This window comes from Streptomyces sp. NPDC045701 (assembly GCF_056432045.1).
The window spans coordinates 1-1003 of record NZ_JBWKJV010000238.1 but is presented as its reverse complement, the minus strand read 5'-3'; the positions used below and the strand labels follow the sequence as shown (position 1 = coordinate 1003).

The window sequence follows — 1003 nt, the reverse complement described above, 5'->3', positions numbered from 1 at the left end:
CGGCGAGGGAGTTCAGGATCTCGTCGGCGGTCTTGGTCCAGGTGAAGGGCCTGGGGTTCTTGTTCCAGTCGTCAATCCAGGCTCTGATGTCGTCTTCGAGGGCCTTTACGGAGGTGTGGACGCCGCGGCGGATGAGTTTGTCGGTCAGCAGGCCGAACCACCGCTCGGCCTGGTTGATCCAGGAGGAGCCGGTGGGGGTGAAGTGGACGTGGAAGCGGGGATGTCTGCCGAGCCATGTCTTGATCTCGGGGGTGTTGTGGGTGGCGTAGTTGTCACACACGAGGTGCACGTCGAGTCCGGCCGGGACGGCCTTGTCTATCGTGACCAGGAACTTCTTGAACTCGATGGCGCGGTGGCGGCGGTGGAGTTCGCTGATGACGGTGCCGTCGGCGATGTTGAAGGCGGCGAACAGGCTGGTGATGCCGTGCCTCAGGCAGTCATGGGTGCGCCGTTCGGGCATGCCCGGCATCATCGGCAGCCCCGGCTGGGACCGGTCCAGCGCCTGGATCTGACTCTTCTCGTCCACGCACAGCACCACCGCCTTCTCGGGCGGGTTGTGGTTGGCCGACGACGTCGACGACCTTCGCGGCGAACTGCGGGCCGGTGGAGAGCTTGAACGCGTCCTGGAGATGGGGCTTGAGGTCGAACTTCTTCCAGATCCGCCCGATGGTGGACCTCGACAGCCCCGAGTGCTTGGCCATCGAGGCCCGGGACCAGTGGGTGTCCTTGCCCGGGGTGCACTCCAGCGTCGCCGTGAGCACGTCCCCGACCCGGTCCAGCAGGATCGAGGGCGGCCTGCCGGGACGCGGCTCATCATTCAGCCCGCCCAGCCGCAACCGGATGAACCTTGATCGCCAGCGGTTCACCGTGCCCTGCGACACGCCGAGTTCGGCGGCGATCTCCTTATCGGTCCCGCCCTCCGCACACCGCAGCACGATCCGCGCCCGCAGCGCCAGGAACTGCGCGGTCTTCGCCCGCCGCGCCCAGCGCGTCAGCTCCGCAC

General features: G+C 67.0%; 1 pseudogene. It reads right to left on the bottom strand.

Annotated features, from left to right (window positions below):
- Positions 1-1003 (bottom strand): annotated as a pseudogene (locus tag AC07DW_RS34690) (IS630 family transposase); the annotation flags it as partial.